Annotated in this window: 16 protein-coding genes; all 16 read left to right on the top strand. The window is 34.2% G+C overall.

What is annotated here, in order from left to right; all coding sequences use genetic code 11:
* The first annotated feature begins 2 nt into the window (after positions 1 to 2).
* The 16 genes from murD (at position 3) to BTM29_RS10970 (ending at position 15,749) form a co-directional block, all read left to right on the top strand.
* Positions 3 to 1,379 carry a UDP-N-acetylmuramoyl-L-alanine--D-glutamate ligase gene (gene murD, locus BTM29_RS11045; protein ID WP_076617645.1) on the top strand — a complete coding sequence of 459 codons (1,377 nt, stop codon included), beginning with the start codon at positions 3 to 5 and terminating at the stop codon, positions 1,377 to 1,379.
* Positions 1,372 to 2,481 (top strand): undecaprenyldiphospho-muramoylpentapeptide beta-N-acetylglucosaminyltransferase, encoded by a 1,110-nt coding sequence (gene murG, locus BTM29_RS11040; protein ID WP_076617641.1) that lies wholly within the window; start codon positions 1,372 to 1,374, stop codon positions 2,479 to 2,481. The genes murD and murG overlap by 8 nt, the downstream gene beginning before the upstream one ends.
* 15 nt (positions 2,482 to 2,496) lie before the next feature.
* Positions 2,497 to 3,198 carry a cell division protein FtsQ/DivIB gene (locus tag BTM29_RS11035; protein ID WP_076617636.1) on the top strand — a complete coding sequence of 234 codons (702 nt, stop codon included), beginning with the start codon at positions 2,497 to 2,499 and terminating at the stop codon, positions 3,196 to 3,198.
* A gap of 76 nt (positions 3,199 to 3,274) precedes the next feature.
* Positions 3,275 to 4,633 carry a cell division protein FtsA gene (ftsA, locus tag BTM29_RS11030; protein WP_076617633.1) on the top strand — a complete coding sequence of 453 codons (1,359 nt, stop codon included), beginning with the start codon at positions 3,275 to 3,277 and terminating at the stop codon, positions 4,631 to 4,633.
* 46 nt (positions 4,634 to 4,679) lie between these two features.
* A complete protein-coding gene (gene ftsZ, locus BTM29_RS11025) occupies positions 4,680 to 5,906 on the top strand; it encodes a cell division protein FtsZ (protein ID WP_076617630.1) in 1,227 nt (408 codons plus the stop codon).
* Between the two features lie 57 nt (positions 5,907 to 5,963).
* Positions 5,964 to 6,368: a cell division protein SepF gene (locus BTM29_RS11020; RefSeq protein ID WP_076617626.1), complete on the top strand. Its 405-nt coding sequence runs from the start codon at positions 5,964 to 5,966 to the stop codon at positions 6,366 to 6,368.
* Positions 6,369 to 6,386: 18 nt separating this feature from the next.
* Positions 6,387 to 6,653: a YggT family protein gene (locus BTM29_RS11015; RefSeq protein ID WP_076617622.1), complete on the top strand. Its 267-nt coding sequence runs from the start codon at positions 6,387 to 6,389 to the stop codon at positions 6,651 to 6,653.
* Positions 6,653 to 7,450 carry a YlmH family RNA-binding protein gene (locus BTM29_RS11010; protein WP_076618943.1) on the top strand — a complete coding sequence of 266 codons (798 nt, stop codon included), beginning with the start codon at positions 6,653 to 6,655 and terminating at the stop codon, positions 7,448 to 7,450. The genes BTM29_RS11015 and BTM29_RS11010 overlap by 1 nt, the downstream gene beginning before the upstream one ends.
* Positions 7,451 to 7,465: 15 nt before the next feature.
* Positions 7,466 to 8,242, top strand: coding sequence for a DivIVA domain-containing protein (locus BTM29_RS11005; protein WP_076617618.1), 777 nt, complete (start codon positions 7,466 to 7,468; stop codon positions 8,240 to 8,242).
* A 180-nt stretch (positions 8,243 to 8,422) separates the two neighbouring features.
* Positions 8,423 to 11,203, top strand: coding sequence for an isoleucine--tRNA ligase (gene ileS, locus BTM29_RS11000; RefSeq protein ID WP_076617615.1), 2,781 nt, complete (start codon positions 8,423 to 8,425; stop codon positions 11,201 to 11,203).
* Between the two features lie 4 nt (positions 11,204 to 11,207).
* Positions 11,208 to 11,492: a cold-shock protein gene (locus BTM29_RS10995; RefSeq protein WP_076617611.1), complete on the top strand. Its 285-nt coding sequence runs from the start codon at positions 11,208 to 11,210 to the stop codon at positions 11,490 to 11,492.
* 85 nt (positions 11,493 to 11,577) lie between these two features.
* A complete protein-coding gene (locus BTM29_RS10990; protein ID WP_076617608.1) occupies positions 11,578 to 12,999 on the top strand; it encodes an MFS transporter in 1,422 nt (473 codons plus the stop codon).
* On the top strand, positions 12,992 to 13,558 hold the full coding sequence (locus BTM29_RS10985) for an NUDIX hydrolase (protein WP_076617604.1): 567 nt from the start codon (positions 12,992 to 12,994) through the stop codon (positions 13,556 to 13,558). The genes BTM29_RS10990 and BTM29_RS10985 overlap by 8 nt, the downstream gene beginning before the upstream one ends.
* The gene (locus BTM29_RS10980; protein WP_225972202.1) at positions 13,545 to 13,859 is read left to right on the top strand and encodes a hypothetical protein; all 315 of its coding nucleotides are present in this window, start codon (positions 13,545 to 13,547) and stop codon (positions 13,857 to 13,859) included. Before BTM29_RS10985 ends, BTM29_RS10980 begins: the two co-directional genes overlap by 14 nt.
* A 33-nt stretch (positions 13,860 to 13,892) precedes the next feature.
* The gene (locus BTM29_RS10975) at positions 13,893 to 14,585 is read left to right on the top strand and encodes a 5'-methylthioadenosine/adenosylhomocysteine nucleosidase (protein ID WP_076617601.1); all 693 of its coding nucleotides are present in this window, start codon (positions 13,893 to 13,895) and stop codon (positions 14,583 to 14,585) included.
* A gap of 15 nt (positions 14,586 to 14,600) precedes the next feature.
* Positions 14,601 to 15,749 (top strand): cysteine desulfurase family protein, encoded by a 1,149-nt coding sequence (locus BTM29_RS10970; protein WP_076617598.1) that lies wholly within the window; start codon positions 14,601 to 14,603, stop codon positions 15,747 to 15,749.
* The last annotated feature ends 29 nt before the right edge of the window (positions 15,750 to 15,778 follow it).

Raw genomic sequence — 15,778 nt, 5'->3', positions numbered from 1 at the left:
TTATGAAAACAGAAAGTAACTATGCAAATAAAAAGATATTAGTTTTAGGATTGGCCAAAAGTGGTTTTGCGGTGGCAAAATTATTGAAGAAAATGAACTCAGATGTAACAGTTGTTGACTCTAATCCACTAGCTGGTAATGACGAAGCTAAAAAATTATTGGATGCCGGATTTAATGTGATTACAGGAAGCAATGATCCTAAGTTGATCGATAATTCATACGATTATGTCGTTAAAAATCCTGGTATCCCATATTCAAATGAACTTATAAAGAATGCCGAAAAAATTGGTGTACCAGTCATCACTGAGCCAGAAATTGCTTATAGTTTTTCGGATGCAACAACGGTCGCTGTAACTGGTACTAATGGTAAAACTACTGTTACAACTCTTATTCAATTGATGTTGGCGCATTCACCTAAGTTTAAGAAGTCATATTACGCTGGTAATATTGGAATTCCCATATCAGATGTTATTCAAAAAGCAACTAAAGATGACGTGGTAGTGACTGAACTTTCTAGTTTTCAATTAGAGGGTACAATTGACCTTCACCCACATGTTGCAGTATTAAATAATATTTATTCGGCACATATCGATTTTCATGGAACTAGGGAAAATTATATTAACGCCAAAATGCATATTACTAAAAATCAAAATAAAGATGACTATTTTATTGTTAATTGGAATACAGAAGAGTGGAGAGATCTTGCTAAACAATCAAAAGCAAACATAATGCCATTCTCCGATGAACAGGAATTAAACGATGGTGCATATCTAAAAAATAATGAAATCTATTTCAACAATGAATTTGTTATGAATACAGAATCAATACAAGTTCCTGGTGAACATAATGTTCAAAATGCTTTAGCAGCAATTAATGTTGCAAAGATATTTGATGTAAGTAATGAAGATATCATTGATGTATTAGTATCATTTAAAGGTGTAAAGCATCGTATACAATATGTTGATAAATTTAATGACAGAAAATTCTATAATGACTCTAAGGCCACAAATATTGAAGCAACAATAGTTGCTTTGAGTGCCTTCAAGAGTCCCATCGTTTTAATTGCTGGTGGTTTGGACCGTGGTAATGGTTTTGATGAATTGGTTCCATATTTGAAGGGTAAGGTTAGAAATATTATTTTGTACGGTGAAACTGCTGACAAGATGATAGATGCTGCCCAAAAATCTGGTATCGAAAACATTACTAAGGTAAATAATTTAAAAGAGGCTGTTCCTGAAGCATATCGTCAAAGTAAGAGTCTTGATGTTATTCTTCTTTCTCCAGCTGCCGCAAGTTGGGATCAATTTGATACATTCGAACAACGTGGAGATCAATTTATTGAGGAAGTTGAAGAATTGAAAGGAAAAGATAATGGATAAACTACGAGTTATCGTTTCAGGTGGTGGCACTGGTGGTCATATCTATCCTGCAATGGCGTTAATCAAGCGCTTAAAGCAAAGAGATATGATTGAAGACGTATTATACGTTGGGACTGAAAAGGGCTTAGAGAGCAAAATTGTCAAACAAGCGGGATTGAAATTTGAAACCATTGAGATTAGTGGCTTTAAACGTAAATTAACTGTTGAAAATATTAAAGTAATGCAATTATTTCTATCCAGTATTGGAAAGTCCAAAAAGATAATTAAAAACTTTAAGCCAGATATCGTTATCGGTACTGGTGGATATGTTTCCAGTGCTATTGTTTACGCCGCACATAGTAAACATGTTCCAACAGTTATTCATGAGCAAAATACGATTGCTGGTGTTACGAACAAATTCTTAGGACATTTTGTTGATAAAATTGCTATAGCTTTTAAAGAAGCACAAAATCAATTTTCTGAAAAAAGAAAAATTGTTTTTACTGGTAATCCTAGAGCCCAAGAAGTAGTTGGAATAAAACCAAATGATAGATTAAAAGAATTAGGTTTAAAATCTGGAGTTTCTACTGTCATGATTTTTGGTGGATCAAGAGGTGCCACACCAATTAACAATGCCGCAATCAATGCAATGGACAAGTTCTTGAACGAAAATTATCAAGTGTTGTTTATAACTGGACAAGCACATTTTGAAGCTGCAACAAAAAAGATTGATAAAAAATACTTAAATAGTGAAAATATCTCGGTATTACCATATATTGATAATATGCCTGAAATTTTACCAGATATTAATTTGATTGTTGGTCGTTCAGGGGCAACAAGTATTGCTGAGATCACTGCTCTAGGTATTCCATCAATTTTCATTCCGAGTCCATATGTAACGCATGACCATCAGACTAAGAATGCAATGACAGTGGCCCAAAATGGAGCTGCCAAAATGATTCCTGAAGCAGAATTGACAAGTGAATTACTTTTTGATGAAATAAATAAAATTATGAATGATAGTGATACTAGATTAAAGATGTCAAAAGCATCAAAAGAAATAGGTGTCCCCGATGCAGCGGATCGATTAATCAAAGTATTAACTGATTTAGTAAATAAATAAGAACGAGGTTTTATGATGGCAAAGAAAAAAAGTAGTATAGTTAAAAATATTTTGTTTTTTTTCATTGCTGTTGTAATAATCTTTATGGCCTATCTAGGTTCGCCTTTGAGTAAAGTTAGAAATATTTATGTTAAAGGCGTTAATGATTTAGGTGCACAGCAAGTTATCAATGCCACTAAAGTTACTGACAATTCTTTATTAGTAAATGTATTTTTTGAAAAGAACTCGATTATTCAAAAAACAGAGAAAAAACTTCCTTCGATTAAGACCGTGTCATTTAGAACACATAACTTGAGAGATCTAACAATTTATGTAACTGAATATCGTACACTGGGTTTGATTTACAAGGGTGGTTATTATTATCGAATAATCGACAATGGGCGCGTTATTAATCAAAAGATGAAAGCTCCTATTGGTAATTATCCGATATACAGTGGCTTTAATAGTAATAAAGAATTAAAAGAAATATCAGGAATATACAAAAAGTTGCCTGATAGTGTCCGAACAAATGTGTCACAAATCTACAATTCTAAAACCAAGTTGAATCCATATCGTATTAAAATTGATATGAACGATGGCAATAAAGTAGTTGCAGATATTAGAACGGTTCAAAAAAAGATGCAATATTATCCAGGCATTGCTTCACAGATGACGAAGAAAGGTACTGTTAATCTTGAAGTAGGTGCGTATTCTTATCCGTTTAAAGGTAATAAATAGGTTCAATATACTCATAATTGTGTTAAAATTTTCTAATGAATAGATTTTTTCTAGGTAAGGGAGGCTGCCACGATTAATGGACAATTCTGAATTCTTTGTAGGACTAGATATAGGTACCAATTCAATCAAAGTAGTGGTTGCTGAATCGTCAAACGATAAGTTAAGTGTTGTTGGCGTTGGAAGCGAGAGATCTGAAGGGGTCAGCCGTGGCGTTATAGTCGATATAGACAAGGCCGCTGGCGCAATAAAACGGGCTGTTAAAAAAGCTGAGACTCAGGCAAATATAACGATACGAGATGTAGTAGTCGCTATATCTGCTAATATGCTTCAGATTGAAAAATGCCAAGGAATGATTGCAGTTGGTTCTCAATCTAAAGAAATTAACGAAAATGATGTAAGACAAGTTATGGCTGCCGCCATGGTACAAAACTTACCTAGCGAGCGTGAAGTTGTATCATTGATTCCTAAACAATTTTCAGTAGATGGTTTTAACAACATTCGTGACCCAAGAGGCATGATTGGTGTTCGTCTTGAAATGAAGGGAATTATCTACACAGCTCCTAAGACGATTGTTCATAACACCAAAAAGGCAATACAACAAGCAGGTCTAAACATAATACATAAGGTCATTTCACCAATGGCTCTTAGTCAAGTAGTTTTAAATGATGGTGAAAGTGACTTTGGTGCTGTTATCATTGATATGGGTGCCGGTCAAACTACAGCATCTATTGTTCATGACCATAATTTGAAACTTTCAACGGTTGATTTTGAAGGTGGAGATTATGTGACACATGATATTTCAATTGTACTTAACACCACAATTGAAAATGCCGGACAGCTCAAATTATATTATGGTAACGCTGATTCAAAGGATGCTGATACTGATGAGAACATCAGTGTTGAAGTAGTCGGTAAAAATGAACCAGACTCCATATCTGAAGAATATTTGGCAGAAATTATTGAAGCAAGACTTGAACAAGTCTTTACAAGATTAAAAGATCCATTAACTGATGCTGGTGCATTATCATTACCAGGTGGAATTGTTCTAACAGGTGGAGTTGCTGCAACTCCAAATATCGAAAAACTTGCTAAACAAGTATTTGATGTTAAGGTTAGAAGCTACATTCCTTCTCAAATGGGAATGCGTTATCCATCATATTCACTTGGATTAGGATTGGTAACTTATGCTTCAAGATTAAATGATATTGGTGTTATTGCTGATAATGTAGTGAATGGAGCTGCTATTAAACGTGGAAGTACAAATACTCAATCAGTAAAAGAGCTAGATCAAGTACAACAAGAAAAAGTAGAGCCAGAAACTGTTGCTAATGAAGAACCTGAACAAAAACAAACAGAGTCGGTTCAAAAAGCAAAACCTGAAAAAGATAAAAAGATTTCAAAAGTTAAAGATTTCTGGAACAAGTTTTTCGATTAAACTAAACATTAATTATTAAGATAAAAGTAGTAGGAGGAACTCCTTAATGGAATATTCGTTGGATTCAAATAACAATACGGGGGCAGTTATTAAAGTTATTGGTGTTGGTGGAGCAGGTGGCAACGCCGTCAACCGCATGGTTGACTCTGGCATCAAGGGTGTACAATTTATTGCTGCAAATACCGATGTTCAAGCATTGGAAAGTTCACAAGCAGAGACTAAAATCCAATTGGGACCTAAATTAACTAGAGGTCTTGGAGCAGGATCAAATCCTGAAATTGGTCAAAAAGCTGCGCAAGAAAGTGAAGAGTCAATTAAAGAAGCATTAGATGGAGCTGACATGATCTTTATCACTGCCGGAATGGGTGGTGGTACAGGTACAGGTGCCGCACCTATCGTAGCTGGAATTGCTAAGGAAAGTGGCGCACTAACTGTTGGTGTTGTAACACGTCCATTTGCTTTTGAAGGTTCAAAACGTTCACGTTTTGCGGCTGATGGTATCACAGAATTGAAAAAAGACGTTGATACTTTAGTAATTATTTCTAATAGTAAGTTGCTAGAGATCGTGGATAAAAAGACACCAATGGGTGAGGCATTCAGTATTGCTGATGATGTTTTACGTCAAGGTGTTCAGAGTATTTCTGATTTAATTACATCTCCTGGATTTGTTAACTTGGATTTTGCGGATGTTAAAACTGTTATGTCTGATCAAGGATCTGCTCTTATGGGTATTGGTACAGCTAATGGTGAAAATAGAATTACCGATGCTACGAATAAAGCCATTTCTTCACCATTACTTGAAGTTTCCATTGATGGAGCTAAGCAAGTATTACTTAATATTACTGGTGGTCCTGACCTTTCATTGTTTGAAGCACAAGATGCAGCTCAAATCGTATCAGAACAAGCTACTTCAGACGTAAATATTATATTTGGTACTTCAATTGATGAAACACTAGGCGACCAAGTTAAAGTTACAGTTATTGCCACTGGTGTCGAGACTGAAGAAAGTAAAAAACAAGCTCCAAAGCGTCCTCAATTAAATAATCGTAATGCTTCATTTAATCCTAACGAAAAATCGGATGAAACTAAACAAGCACCACAACAATCATCTGATCCATTAGCTGATTGGGATATTAATCATGATTCATCTTCAAAAGATGTTTCTGGTGAAAAAGGTGATTTTGAAATTTTTAAGAAACCCGAAACTATCGATTTAGATGATAATGATGATGATTCAACACCACCAATATTTAAGAGACGTAACAATAGATAAAAAAGGAATTACATTTGGATCAATTACCCTTTGTAATTTATTTAAGGAGAACTTATTATGGCTTTTGAAAAGTTAGGTAATTTCTTTGGAATTAACGATGAAGAAGAGTACGATGAACAAAATAGCAACGAGCAACAAACCACTACTGATTATTCTGGTAATGAAAAAGTTGTTTCTATGAATTCAGCAAACGAAACAAGACCTGGTAGTAGCAAGATTGCTATTTACCAACCTCGTGTTTATTCTGATGCTAAAATCGTTGCTAAGCAGCTTTTAAATAATAAAGCTGTAATTGTTAATTTCAATAATATTAATGATGAACAGGCGAAAAGGATCGTTGACTTTTTAACGGGTTCAATTTATGCCTTAAATGGCGAAATTAAACGTGTTGGAGATAAGATTTTCCTATGTACTCCACCAAAGTTCGAAATTGATGGAAGTATCCCTGAATTAAACGAATAAAAAAGATAGGGGAACTCTATGAATCAAATTTTATATGGTTTACCATTTATCATCGGAGGAGTATTTCAACTTTATGAGTTTGTCGTATTCATTTATTGTATTATGACATTTATTCCTCGACTATATCAGTCAAGTATTGGACAAATTGTAGTTAGAATGGTTGAACCATTTTTCAATGCAATCAAGAAAGTTATACCTACTACTTTTGGAATGATCGATTTCTCTCCATTGATTGCTTTGTTAATTTTAGAATTAGTACAGAAAGTGATTTTTTGGATAATCTAATGACAGATAAAGAAAATGTAAGCTTAAAAAGTGGATATTTTCGTCCGGAAGAAAAGCCTTTTATCGACAAAATGAGTGATTTATTACTTAGAACACAAAGTATGTATATCCCTCAATTAACTGATTTCCTTAATTTAAGGGAACAGTTGATATTAAATAATCTGGTTAATAAATATGATGACTTATATGTTCATTACTTTGGCGGATTTGAGGGCGCAGAGAGAGTCAGGGGTATAATTGCTCCTGACTATTTTGTGCCAAAAGAATCTGACTTCAAAATTTCTATGTTTGAAGTTAGATATCCTGAAAAGTTTGCTAATTTACATCACGGCCAAATCTTAGGTTCATTAACTGGATCTGGGGTTGAACGTGATCATTTCGGTGATATTATTACTGATGGTGAACGTTGGCAATTCTTTGTTTTTGATCAAATGGGCGATTTCATTACTGAACAAGTTACTAAAATTGGACCTTATAAAGTTCATTTAATACAGGAAGATTTAAAAAAATTATTACTTCCAAAAGATGATTCACAAGATGAGGTCATAAACGTGCATTCTTTGCGAATTGATACTGTTATTGCAACAGCATACAATTTGTCAAGACAGACTGCTAAAACTCATGTTGAACATGGAAACGTTCAAATTAATTGGGTTGTTAATAAGAATGCAAGTTCTTTTGTTACGATCAATGACACACTTAGTGTACGTGGCTATGGTCGAGTAAGAATTAATGATATTATGGGTAAATCAAAAGGTAACAAATATATTTTATTTGTTAATATCATTAATAAATAATAGGGGCGTGAGATTATGGTATTGTCACCAGTAGAAATACATGATAAGGAATTCAAAAACAAATTCCGTGGTTATAACCGCGATCAAGTTGATAAATTTTTGAAACAGGTTGCGCAGGATTACGACCTTGCCCTGCAAAAGAACGACCAGATTCAACATGAATTGGAAGATACTAAAGAGCAATTGAAGTATTTCACTGATATGCGTGATGCTTTGAATCAGTCAATTATTGTGGCACAAGATGCCGCAGATAAAGTAAAGAGCAATGCTGAGCAAGAGTCTCAAGTTATTGTAGAAGAATCACAGAAAAAAGCTCGTGATCTATTGGATCAATCTACTGCTAAATCGAATCAAATACTTGAAGATGCTTCAAATAAAGCTAGACAAGTAACTATTGAAACTGACGACCTTAAGAAGAAATCTGCTGATTATCGACAAGGATTACAAGAAATTCTTCGTCAACAGTTAAGTATGATTGAAAGTCCTGAGTGGGAGAAGTTATCTAAAGATACTGCTAGCGATGATTTGAAACAGCGTGTAGGGATGAGTGATGAATATAATGAGAACCAAAATTATACTCAAAATTCTGATGATAATTATGTGGATCAGACACAAAATTATGAAAATTCATCAGATACCATTCCCAATGATGATCAAATGAACTATAATAACAATATTCCTGATGAGTCACCTGCTGATCCATATACAGTTAGTCATGAACAAAATGCTCCAACTTTTAACTTTGCTGATGATGACACAGGCGACGATGATAAGAAGGAATCTGACAATTAAGAGAATAAGTGCCTTATAGAATTTTTCAGCGAGCTAACGTATGGTGTGAGGTTAGTAAAATAATCTATTTAGTATATCGACTCTTAAACAATTTTATAATCATTTACCAATAGGTGGTATAACGAAGAACTCGTCCTAGAATTGGATGGGTTCTTTTTAATTTCAAGAGAGGGTGAAAGAATGAAAGTAAAAGACACACTTAACCTGGGAAAGACTAAATTCCCAATGCGAGGAAATCTTCCTAATAAAGAGGCTGAATGGCAAAAGGATTGGGAAGAAAATAAAATTTATGAGAAACGCCAAAAATTAAATGAAGGTAAACCAACATTTGAATTGTTAGATGGACCTCCATTTGCCAATGGTGATATTCATATGGGACATGCTTTGAATAAGATTTCAAAGGATATTATCATTCGTTATCATTCTATGAATGGTTTTCGTTCACCATATGTTCCAGGTTGGGATACTCACGGTCTTCCAATTGAACAACAATTAGCTAAAAAAGGTGTCAAGCGTAAGGAAATCAGCATGTCTGAGTATCGTAAGATGTGTCATGATTTTGCTGAAGGTGAAATCAAAAAACAAATGGCTGGTTTCAAACGTTTAGGCGTTTCAGCCGATTGGGATAATCCATATATTACTTATCAACCTGAATTTGAAAAAGAAGAAGTAAAAGTTTTCGCTGAAATGGTTGATAAAGGATATATTTATCGTGGTAAAAAACCAGTTTACTGGTCACCATCATCAGAATCTACTTTGGCTGAAGCTGAAATTGAATATAAAGATGTTAAATCACCTTCAATTTTTGTAGCCTTTAAAGTACGTGATGGTAAAGATCTATTGGATACTGATACTTCATTTATCATTTGGACAACTACACCATGGACAATGCCTTCTAATGAGGCAATTTGTGTAAACCCTAAGTTTAATTATTCATTAATTAATGCTGATGGCAAAAAGTACGTTGTTGCTCAAGAACGTATCAGCTTCCTACAAGAAAAACTTGAATGGAAAAATGTTGAGATTCTTAAAACATTCAAGGGAACTGACCTTGAGGGACTTACTGCTACACATCCATTTTATGACCGTGAATCATTATTGATCCTTGGTAATCACGTTACTTTGGATGATGGTACTGGATTAGTTCATACAGCTCCAGGATTTGGTGCTGATGATTTTGTTGTCGGGATGAAATATAAGTTGCCAGTCTTTTCACCTATTGATGCACATGGTTGCTTTACTGACGAAGTTCCAGAATACGAAGGCGTTTATTACGATGACGCTAATAAGATGATTACAAAACGTATGACAGAAAATGGATCATTGTTGAAGTTGAACTTCTTCACACATAGTTATCCTCATGACTGGCGTACAAAGAAACCTGTTATTTTCCGTGCTACACCACAATGGTTTGCATCAATTGATAAATTCAGACCTCAATTATTATCAGAACTTGAAAAGGTAAGTTTCATTCCAGATTGGGGTAAAACTAGACTTTACAATATGATCCGTGATCGTGGTGATTGGGTTATCTCAAGACAACGTGCTTGGGGTGTTCCATTACCAATTTTCTATGCTGAAAATGGTGAACCAATTATGACCAAAGAGATCATTGACCATGTAGCCGATTTATTTGGTAAATATGGTTCAAACGTTTGGTTTGAGCGTGATGCTAAGGATCTTCTACCAGAAGGTTATAGTAATCCTGCTAGTCCAAATGGCGAATTCACTAAAGAAACAGATATTATGGATGTTTGGTTTGACTCTGGGACAGCACATGCGGGAGTTGCTAAATTACGTGATAATTTACAATTTCCAGCTGATTTAGTACTTGAAGGTTCTGATCAATATCGTGGCTGGTTTAACTCATTGCTCATTACATCTGTTGCAGCATTTGGTGTTGCTCCATATAAAGCAATTCTTTCTCAAGGATTCACTCTTGATAAAAATGGTGTCAAGATGAGTAAGTCACTTGGAAATGTTATTGCTCCAGCTGATATCGAAAGACAATTTGGTGCTGAAATAATCCGTCTATGGGTTGCTTCAGTTGATTCTAGTTCAGATGTATCTGTAACAGTAGATTCATTTAAACAAGTATCAGAAACATACCGTAAGATTCGTAATACAATCAGATTTATGTTAGCTAACACCACTGATTTTGATCCAGAGACAAATGGTGTAGCATATGAAGATCTTCGTCCAGAAGACAAATATTTAAGTGTTAAATTAAATAATCTTGTTAAAGATTTACACACAGAATATGACACATATGATTTTGCAGATGTTACTAAGAGTGTTGTTCACTTTATTACCAATGAACTATCAACATTTTATTTGGACTTTGCAAAAGATGTTGTATACATTGACCCTGAGGATTCACATTCACGTCGTTCAATGCAAACAGTTATCTATGATGCAACTGTTAAAATTGCAAAATTGATGACACCTATTTTGCCACATACTATGGAACAAGTATGGGATTACTTAAAGGAACCAGAGGAATTTGTACAGTTGGCAGAAATGCCAGAACCAGAAGATATTCCTGATTCAGATGAGATCGAGGCAGATTGGGCTTCATTTATGTCATTTAGAGATGATGTTCTTAAATCACTTGAAGTTGCTCGTGCTGATAAGTTAATCGGTAAGTCACTTGAAGCTAAGTTAACAGTCTATCCAGATGCTGAACTGAAGAAGACACTTGATAAAATTGATAGCAATTTTGGTCAATTATTGATTGTTTCACAATTCGAAGTTAGTTCAGATGATGCACCAGCAAATGCTGACAAGTACGAACACGCTAGTTTAGTAGTTGAAAAAGCTGATGGTGAAGTATGTCAAAGATGTCGTATGATTAAAACTGATGTTGGAGATGATCCAAACTTCAAAACATTCTGTGCCAGATGTGCTAAGATTGTTACTGAGGAATATCCTCAAACAATTGAAGAAGGTTTTGAGGGCTAATAATATGTTTCAAGGAAAAATAATTCGTTTTAATACTGAACGAGGCTTTGGATTCATTAATAATGACGGAGAAGACATTTTCTTCTTTGCGGATTCAATTATTAATCGTGATGATTTCTTTATTAAAGCTGATCTTGATGTGGAATTTGAAATTGCTCCAGGATTTAAAGGTCCACAAGCGATAAATATTACTATTTTAGAAGACGAACCAGAAGATGAATCAGACGAACCAGAAAGTGAATCTGATGACGAACCAAAAGATGAACATGATGAAGAAAGCACTGAATAGTGCTTTCTTTTTATTTATTCATTAAACTTAGGTTTGAATAAATAATATTGTATACTCTAAGCAAATATTATCAGGGAGATTTTTTATGAATGAAGAAGTAAATCCAAAAAGGTGGATGATACTGATATCAGTTGGTATTTTTACTTTGATGGCTACATTAGATGGATCCATAGTCAATATTGCATTACCAGTTATTAGTAAAGATTTGAACATACCAATGAATATGGCTGAATGGATCGTTTCAATTTATTTGGTTACTATTTGTATTTTCTTATTGTTATTTGGTAAGTTAGCTGACTCTATTGGAAAAGTCAAAGTATTTAAAACAGGATCGATTTTATTCATAATTGGTTCATTGATCTGTGGATTCGGAGTTAATTTACCAATTATTCTAGCTGGACGTGCTGTGCAAGCATTTGGTGCATCGATGGCTATGGCAACTAATAATGGGATTATTACTGAAACATTTCCACTACGTGAACGCGGTTATGCTCTAGGATATATTGGTTCATTTGTATCAATTGGATCTATTGCTGGTCCCGGTATTGGTGGACTTATATTGTCACAATTTCATTGGAGCTATATTTTTTGGATCAATTTACCAATTGGTGCGATTGCATTATTACTTGGTTATCTGAATTTACCCAAAAAAGAACCCAAGAATCCAGCGAGATTTGATTACCGTGGTTTTTGTGTTTATTTTGTTACATTACTGCTATTCTTTGCGGCAATATTCATTGGTCAATCAGTTGGATTTAGCAATATTTATATAATTTTGATGTTTCTCATTTCAATTTTACTTTTTTTCCTATTTATTTATCTGCAAAAGAATACTAAAGATCCTATGATTGAATTAAGAATTTTTAAGAATCACGATTTTACATTAGGATTAGTTGTTGGATTTTTGATTTTCGTTGCTAACTTCTTTTTCAATGTGGTATCGCCATTTTATTTGGAGAATGCATTGGGGATGAAAGCTTCGATTGCTGGATATGTGTTGATGATGTTTCCAATTGTTCAGGTTATTGTTGCTCCAATTTCTGGTAAAATATCAGCTAAGGTTAATCCCATATTACTTACAATTGCAGGATTATCTGTTTTAGCCATTGCTCAAGTCGGTTATTTATTCTTTAATGTAAGTACAAGTCTTTGGTTTATACTATTGTTTATTGGTTTAAATGGTTTAGGAAATGGATTATTCCAAGCTCCCAATAACACAATGATTATGAGTTCTGTTGAACCAAAGGATTTGGGAATTGCTGGTGGATTGAACGCATTGGCACGTAATTTAGGTATGATAATTGGTGTATCCATTTCAACAACGACCTTATTCTTATCTATGAGTAAGTTTTATGGAAAAACGGTTACGACTTATGTTAACGGTAGACCAGATATCTTTATCGACGGTATGCGTGTTACAATGACATTTGCATTAATAATTTGTTTAATCGCTATAATTATGTCTGTAATTAGATTAATAAAATCACGAGGTTTAAATAATGGATAAAGAAGATTCAAGATATTATGAAGAAGTAGTTGCTAAAAAGCGTATGTTTGGTGGAAAAATCTTTGACGTTGAAGTTGAGCAAGTAATCTTACCAAATGGAATTCCTGCAATAAGAGAATTAGTTAGACATCATGGGGCTGTGGCAATCATTCCTTTTACAGATGATGATAAAATGATTTTTGTCCGTCAATGGCGTGAACCTATGGAACAAGAGACACTAGAAATTCCAGCCGGTAAAATCGATCAAGATGAAGGATCTGACTTACAAGAGGTTGCTCTTAGAGAAATGAATGAGGAATTAGGTTTAACAACTGATAAGTTAGAATATGTAACGAAGTTTTACACTAGTCCTGGTTATTCAGATGAAAGACTAACAGTTTTTAAAGCTCAAAATTTAAAGCAAGTTGAAAATAAACGACCACTTGATTCAGATGAATTTTTGAATGTTGAAAAATTGACACTTGATGAAGCAAAAGAACAAATTGAAAAAGGTGTTATTTGTGATTCCAAGTCAATTTATGCAGTTACTTACTGGGAGTTAATGAATGCAAAGAATTAGTGAGCTTTGGAATGAATTGAAAAAAGTGATCGTTGATACTTTTTCTAATAGTAAGAGTGAAGATAAAAATAGCTCAGTAGTTTCTATTGATAAAGTTGAACAGAGACAAAAAGAATTACGTGATCAGGAACGAAAACGTGTTGAAGAACAGTATCGTGAACAGCATCCTGATCAAATAGAAGAAGAAAAAATAGCATCTTTTGAATATAAGACAAATAGGTTGAAAAAAAGATTAAATATTGCGATTATAACAATATTTGGGTTAATTGTTATCGTCTTTCTAGTACTATTTTTTGTCTAGAGATAATCGATTAAAAATGAGGAGAAGTTTTAAATGAAAATTGGCGTAATTGTTCCGATGGAAGAAGAAATCAAATTAATTAGAGAGTCACTTAGTGAGATACGTACCAAAGAAGTTGCAGGTGTTGAAATAACAAGTGGTGTTTATAAAACACATCAAATTTATTTAGCAGAAAGCGGAATTGGTAAAGTTCAAGCAGGAATGACAACGGCAATTATAAATGATCGTTACAGTCCTGATTTTGTAGTTAATACAGGTTCAGCTGGTGGAATTGGTGAAGGATTGAAAATTGGCGATATCGTAATTTCGAGCAAACTTGCATACCATGATGTAGATGCAACAGGTTTTGGTTATGCAATTGGTCAATTACCACAACAACCATTATATTTTGAAGCTGATTCAAGTTATGTAACAAAAATTGAAAATGCTGCAAAGGCTACTGGACTAGTATCGCACACAGGTTTAATTGTTACCGGAGACCAATTTATTGACGGAAAAGAAAAAATTGCTACAATTAAAAGGTCGTTCCCAGATGTTTTAGCATCTGAAATGGAAGGTGCAGCTGTGGCTCAGGTATGTGCACAATTCAAGACACCATTTGTTGTAATTCGTTCAATGAGTGATGTGGGAGACGAAGAAGCTAGTGTTAACTTTGATGACTTCGTCAAAGAAGCTGGTCGAAAGTCTGTACGTATGTTATTAAACTTCTTGGATCAAGAAGTATAGAAAGGGATTTTTAAATTGGAGTTTACTTATTTAGATAATGCTGCCACCACACCAATGGCCAAAGAGGTCGTTGATGTAATAACTGATCAAATGGCAAATAATTTTGGAAATGCTTCGGCAACTAATTATTTTGGTCGTCAAGCACGTAAAGTGTTAGATGAAAGTCGTCACACTATCGCCCAAAGTATTAATGCTAAGGATTCAGAAATTATTTTTACAAGTGGTGGAACTGAAAGTGATAATACTGCCGTAATCGAAACAGCTTTATCACGTCAAAAATTAGGTAAACATATTATTACAACTGCAATTGAACATGAGGCTATTTTAAAGTCTATGGCTTATCTTGAAACCTTAGGCTTTAACATTACTTATCTTATGCCCAATGAACGTGGTGAAATAACTGTTGATCAAGTAAGAGATGCTTTGACTGATGATACAATTTTGGTTTCAATTATGTATGGTAATAATGAAACCGGTGCTAAAAACCCAATTACTGAAATTGGTGAGTTATTAAAGGACCATCAGGCATTCTTTCATACTGATGCTGTTCAAGCATATGGCCAAGAAAGTATTGATGTTAAAGCTCAAAATATTGATATGATGTCTACTTCAGCTCATAAGATCAATGGTCCAAAATTTATTGGTTTCCTATATATAAATGATGAGATCCATATCCCTTCTTTTGTAAAGGGTGGCGATCAAGAAACTAAGCGTCGTGCTGGAACTGAAAATGTACCAGCAATCGCTGGTTTCGCTAAAGCGGTTCAACTGATTACTCCAGAAGTAAAAGAAGTTCGCCGTGATCGTTATTTTGGATTTAAGCAAACAATACAAGAAGTTTTAACGACAAACAAGGTTACATTTAAAGTAAATGGACCAACGGACGAAAATGCCTTAAATCATGTATTCAATCTCTATCTGCCTGGGATTGATCGTGGGGTATTATTGACCAGATTAGATTTGGAACATTTCGCCGTTTCTGGTGGTTCAGCATGTACTGCCGGAAGTCTTGAACCTTCACATGTGCTGATTGCTATGTTTGGTAAAGACAGTCCTAGAGTCAATGACTCGATCAGAATCAGTTTTGGTAAAGACAATACTGAAGAAGATGTTGTTAAATTCTCCAATAAAATGGTTGAGATAATTAAGGACTTGACTAATTAGTCTTATTTATTCAAACTTAATTATGAAGA

Origin of the sequence: Companilactobacillus allii (assembly GCF_001971585.1) — a bacterium.
Taxonomy (GTDB): domain Bacteria; phylum Bacillota; class Bacilli; order Lactobacillales; family Lactobacillaceae; genus Companilactobacillus; species Companilactobacillus allii.
This window is presented reverse-complemented; position numbering and strand designations above follow the sequence as displayed.